The sequence below is a fragment of the uncultured Tissierella sp. genome, from assembly GCF_902479755.1.
GTDB lineage: Bacteria > Bacillota > Clostridia > Tissierellales > Tissierellaceae > Tissierella > Tissierella carlieri.
In genome coordinates this window covers 1-4992 of the sequence record NZ_CABSQO010000081.1, presented here as the reverse complement: position 1 = coordinate 4992, position 4992 = coordinate 1, and the positions used below count along the sequence as shown (strand labels likewise).

General features: G+C 27.1%; 5 protein-coding genes. 4 read left to right on the top strand and 1 reads right to left on the bottom strand.

Features of this window, described 5'->3' with window-relative positions; all coding sequences use genetic code 11:
* Window positions 1–191 precede the first annotated feature (191 nt).
* The 4 genes from RDK80_RS19980 (at window position 192) to RDK80_RS19965 (ending at window position 4094) form a co-directional block, all read left to right on the top strand.
* On the top strand, window positions 192–680 hold the full coding sequence (locus RDK80_RS19980) for an RNA polymerase sigma factor (protein WP_094904442.1): 489 nt from the start codon (window positions 192–194) through the stop codon (window positions 678–680).
* A complete protein-coding gene (locus RDK80_RS19975; protein WP_094904443.1) occupies window positions 677–1210 on the top strand; it encodes a zf-HC2 domain-containing protein in 534 nt (177 codons plus the stop codon). Before RDK80_RS19980 ends, RDK80_RS19975 begins: the two co-directional genes overlap by 4 nt.
* Window position 1211: 1 nt before the next feature.
* Entirely contained in the window at window positions 1212–2027 is an 816-nt protein-coding gene (locus RDK80_RS19970) for a hypothetical protein (RefSeq protein ID WP_308525314.1), read from the top strand.
* Window positions 2028–2291: 264 nt separating this feature from the next.
* Window positions 2292–4094 (top strand): DNA mismatch repair protein, encoded by a 1803-nt coding sequence (locus RDK80_RS19965; RefSeq protein ID WP_308525313.1) that lies wholly within the window; start codon window positions 2292–2294, stop codon window positions 4092–4094.
* A 41-nt stretch (window positions 4095–4135) separates the two neighbouring features.
* On the opposite strand, the gene RDK80_RS19960 is transcribed toward RDK80_RS19965, so the two are convergent.
* Window positions 4136–4870: a glycine/sarcosine/betaine reductase selenoprotein B family protein gene (locus tag RDK80_RS19960; RefSeq protein WP_308525312.1), complete on the bottom strand. Its 735-nt coding sequence runs from the start codon at window positions 4868–4870 to the stop codon at window positions 4136–4138.
* Window positions 4871–4992 lie beyond the last annotated feature (122 nt).

Below are 4992 nucleotides of genomic sequence, written 5' to 3'. Positions count from 1 at the left end.
ATAATATACCTTATATAGAGGATTGTCAATATAATTTATTTTATAAATCATGCTTATTATATATTTTCGTTATAATGTATACTTAAAAATAGGGGATTAAAGGGGTTATTCTTATAGAATATAAAATTATTTTAGAATATCTGTAATATTTCTGTAAAAAATGTGACTAATTATAGGGAGGGAGGATTTTGATGAAGGAAATAGAAAAGCTATATAAACTTTATAAAGATGATATTTATAGATATTTACTTTCTTTGACTCATAATCCTGACCTTGCAGAGGATTTGCTGTCAGAAACTTTCATAAATGCAATTAAGACAATCCCAAATTTCAAAGGACATTCTTCAATAAAAACATGGTTATTCTCCATAGCTAGAAATTTATGGCTACAAAATATTAGAAAAGAAAAATCCACATCTGAATATAATGACTTTCTACAATTATATGTAGTAGATACTATGGATGAAAAATTAATTACAAAGGAGATAGCAAAAAGAATAAGCAATTTATTATTAGAAAAAGATGAGCGTACGCAAAAAATAGTAAATATGAGATTAGAGGGCTATAGCTTTATAGAAATTGCCGCTAGTGTAGGTATATCAGAGAATTCAGCAAGAGTTATTGACTTTAGAACTAGAAAATGGATTAAATCTATTTTAGAAAAGGAGGGATTATATTGAAGAATATTTCTTGTGATATAATATTAGATTTAATACCACTAGTAAAGGATGGTGTAGCAAGTGAAGATAGCCAGAAAATAGTAAATGATCATATTAAAAGCTGTAGCAATTGTAAAGTAGAATTTGAATCCTTTGAAGACATTTATTCAGAACAAAAATCTATAAATGATAAAAAAATAATCTATAATATCAAAAAAAATATTTTCATAACACAAATTCTTATTCTGGCAATTGGAGCTATTACCGGAATAGCATTAACGAATTCTATGGCCATGTTTTATAACTTTATTATAATGCCTGTAATAGGAGGGATTTCTTTTATAGTGTTAAAGAGAAGATGGTATATAACTCCAATATCAGTTTTTATTTTGAGCTATTTATGGCAGACAATAGCGTGGACAATAGAAAGTGGATTCGATTGGACAATTTTGTATGGCAGTCTATTTTATAGCATCATATATACGAGCTTAATAGCACTGGGAGTAATCATTGCAAAGCTTCTAAAATTTGCATTTGGGAAAGGTGAATAATATGAAAAATATAAAAAATAAGATACTTAAAATACTTGCAGGACTAATAGCCATAATATTAATCGGTGGAATACTTTTTATTACAAATGCTTTCGTAGGAAATCCAATATCAGCAAGAATTGCAGATGAAACTATTAAACAGTATATTAAAGATAATTATTCTTATCTTGATCTTGAACTGGAAAAGCCAATATATAATTTTAAAGATGGATCATATGTGATGAATGTTAGATCCAAATCCAGTATAGATACTAAATTTGGTATACATTATAGAAATGGAAGTATAAGCTATGACAGTTATGAAATGCGAGTGCTAGGTATGTTTAATACATTAGATAGACTTTCAGATGAATATAGTGCCGTTGCAAAAAAAATTATTGACAAAGAACTTGAATATGAAATAAAGAATACGAGAGTGATATATGATAAGAGTATTTATGAAAACGGCAATAATGCTTTAGAACCTGATATGAAATTTGATAAATCATTACCTATAGCTGCAGAAATTAATATTCGTACTAATATATTGGATACATCTATGGAAGATATAGCAAAGTTTTTAACTGATGCACATAAAGCTTTTATAAATAATGGTTGTTATTTTAAAAAATATGAATTATCTGCTGATAATGATGGAATTCTTGTAATGGTTGATGGAGTTACTCCAGAGGATATTGAAAGTGGCGATTTAGTAAACTTACTTCAAAAGGCTAAAGATTATGAAGATGATATTGTAGCTGAAAAAGAAAGTGAGAAAAAGGACTATAAAGAGAGAATCACCGTATTTATAAAAGATAACAATTCTAAAGGTGAGTAGTGAATAAGCGATTGCTCATTTTATAGCATATTTTTTATTGATTGTACTTTTCGCTTTTTATAAGTTCTCATAATAGCTATTGTCATATTGCTTAAATCAATAATATTTTTATAATTTTCATCTTATCTAAGTCATTTGTGGTAACAATATATTATATTCGGAAACGCGATTATACAAAAGTCAGTTCCAGAGGTAGAAAAGTAAAAAAATATAATCTAATGAAATTACTGAAGATATTGTGTATAATTAGGAAGAGGTGATTCAATGATTAAAGATAAATTTATGATAAGAATACAGAAACAAAATGAAAATATTAAGAAGTATAGCAGTATATCTAATTCGATTAGCATTGCGAGATTTATGGTATTTATAGGAATTATACTTCTTACTTATATAATTATTAAAATTAACCATAAATCAATCTATGTAATTATAGATTTTATTTTAGCTATAATATTTATTTGTTTAATAATATATCACAATATAATTAAGGATAAATTAAATTTTTCAAAAGAAATCATAAATATAAATAATAGATATTTAGCTAGAGTCGATGGGAATTGGATTGATTTTAATGATATAGGAGAAGAGTTTATAGATAAGGAACATAAGTATTCTTTTGACTTAGATATAGTAGGTAAAAAATCTTTATTCCAGTTTATAAATATAGCTAATACATGGAACGGAAGAAAAACATTAGCAAGAGATTTATTGGAAACTAGTTATAACAAGACTGAGATATATTTAAGACAAGAAGCAATAAAAGAACTTAGTAGTAAACTAGACTTTTGTCAAGAGCTGGAGTATTTAGGAGGTAAACACAAAAAGGAATTATTGGATCCAGAAAATTTAATAAAATATGCAGAAAGTAAAGAAATTATGATAAAGTCACAAAGAGCAAGAGAATTAATCCATTTTCTTCCGATAATTGTAATACCATTATCTGTAGCAATCATAATATTTAAAATGAAGAGGATATATGTATTAATTCCACTATTAATATTGCTTCAATTTTTATTATGGATGATAAGGTTTTCAACGATGAATAATATCCTAAAACCAGTAGGTACTTTTAAATGTAACTTAGAAACTTATATGGATATATTAAAATTATTAGAAAAAGAAAATTTTCAGTCTAAAAAACTAAATAGTATAAAGGAAATATTATTTAGCGGAGAATATTCATCTATATTGGCGATAAAAGAGCTTGATAAGATTACAGAAAGAATTAACTTAAGATATAATAATGCTTTAATATATCTAGTATTTAATGGACTATTTTTATGGGATTATGAATGTGTTTTTCTATTAGAAAATTGGAAAAATACATATGGTTTGGAAGTTAAGAAGTGGATTGAGGCTATAGGAGAAGTTGAATCTTTAATTAGTTTAAGTGTCTTGATGCAAATAGATGAAGGAGTATCATTTCCAACTATAGATAATTCCAACTTAAGGGTAAGTGGAGAATCCTTAGGCCATCCTCTTATAAGCAATAATGAGAGAGTGTTAAATAATATAAAGATAGATGATAGTATTTTGATTATTACTGGTTCAAATATGTCTGGGAAAACAACATTTTTAAGAACTATAGGTATAAATTTGGTGTTAGCGTATAGCGGAGGACCTGTATATGCTAGTAAGATGTCATGTCCAATATTGGAGATATTTACGTCCATGAGAGTAACTGATGATTTGAAGAATGGAATATCAACCTTTTATGCAGAACTTCTTAGAATTAAGGAAATAATTAATTATGCAAATAAAAATAATAATATCATTTTTCTAATTGATGAAATCTTTAGGGGAACAAACTCCGAAGATAGGATATTAGGTGCTAAAAATGTTCTTGGAAATCTTAATAAATTAGGGGTAGTTGGGGCAATAACAACTCATGATTTAGAATTATGTATATTGGCTAAGTATAATAGGATAGAAAATTACCATTTCTCTGAGCAGTATAAAAATAATAAAATACATTTTGATTATAAAATCAAACCAGGAAAATCGACATCAACTAATGCAAAATATTTAATGGAATCAGTTGGGATTGAAATATTAGATGATTAGAACAAAGCAACAAGTTAAAAAACTTGTTGCTTTGTTTTTTATTATCTCCATTTATAATCTAATCTAATTAATTCTTCAGGTCCGCCATATATGGCGAAATCGAGTAAATCCTTTACAATTCTTGTCTGTAATTGGGTATCAAAGGCCCTGCCGAAAGTTCTGCCAAGTGGAAATGGTATATGCATCATTCTTGGAGGTCTAACTTTTTCTGCAACATTAGGTAAATGCATAATTGATGCTGTCCTTATACCACGAGATTCTATCTCCCGCTGAATCAATCCTACAGATTGATGACATATATATCATCCAGGAGATAATAATACTATATCTACATTATCTCCTACTAATATATCAGCTATTTTAGGAGCAGATTCATTGATTAACAGGTCAACTTTAGGAATATAACCCATAAATCCAAAATGACGAGGAGCTACATCCTTAATATATCTTTCATTCCTTAGATTCCTAAGAATTTCTAAAGGAAATACACAATTAATATCTTTTAAAGCTTCTTTTTTATCATAGTGATCATGGGTAATTGTCAAATCATTAGAATCAACATCTCTAGGAATTAATCTAAAGGTATGATCTCCATTGGTATTAAATGGTTTATCTTTTTTGAGATGAACACCTGCAGTAGTTATAAAGGCTACTTTTGAATCCTTTAAAGTTTTGTTTATCTTCGCTATGGGAGGGGAAGAAGTTATACTGCTTACCATAAACTCTGCAACTTTACCAATTATTTTTTGTTTTAAACTTATATTATCTTTTATCATATGAATCTTTCCTTATATTTTATTTTTAGTTAGCTTTATTTATATATACCTTAATGAAAGAAATATAATCCATTACTTAAATGTCACTAATTACCTATATTTATTATTTAATCCATTTAGTT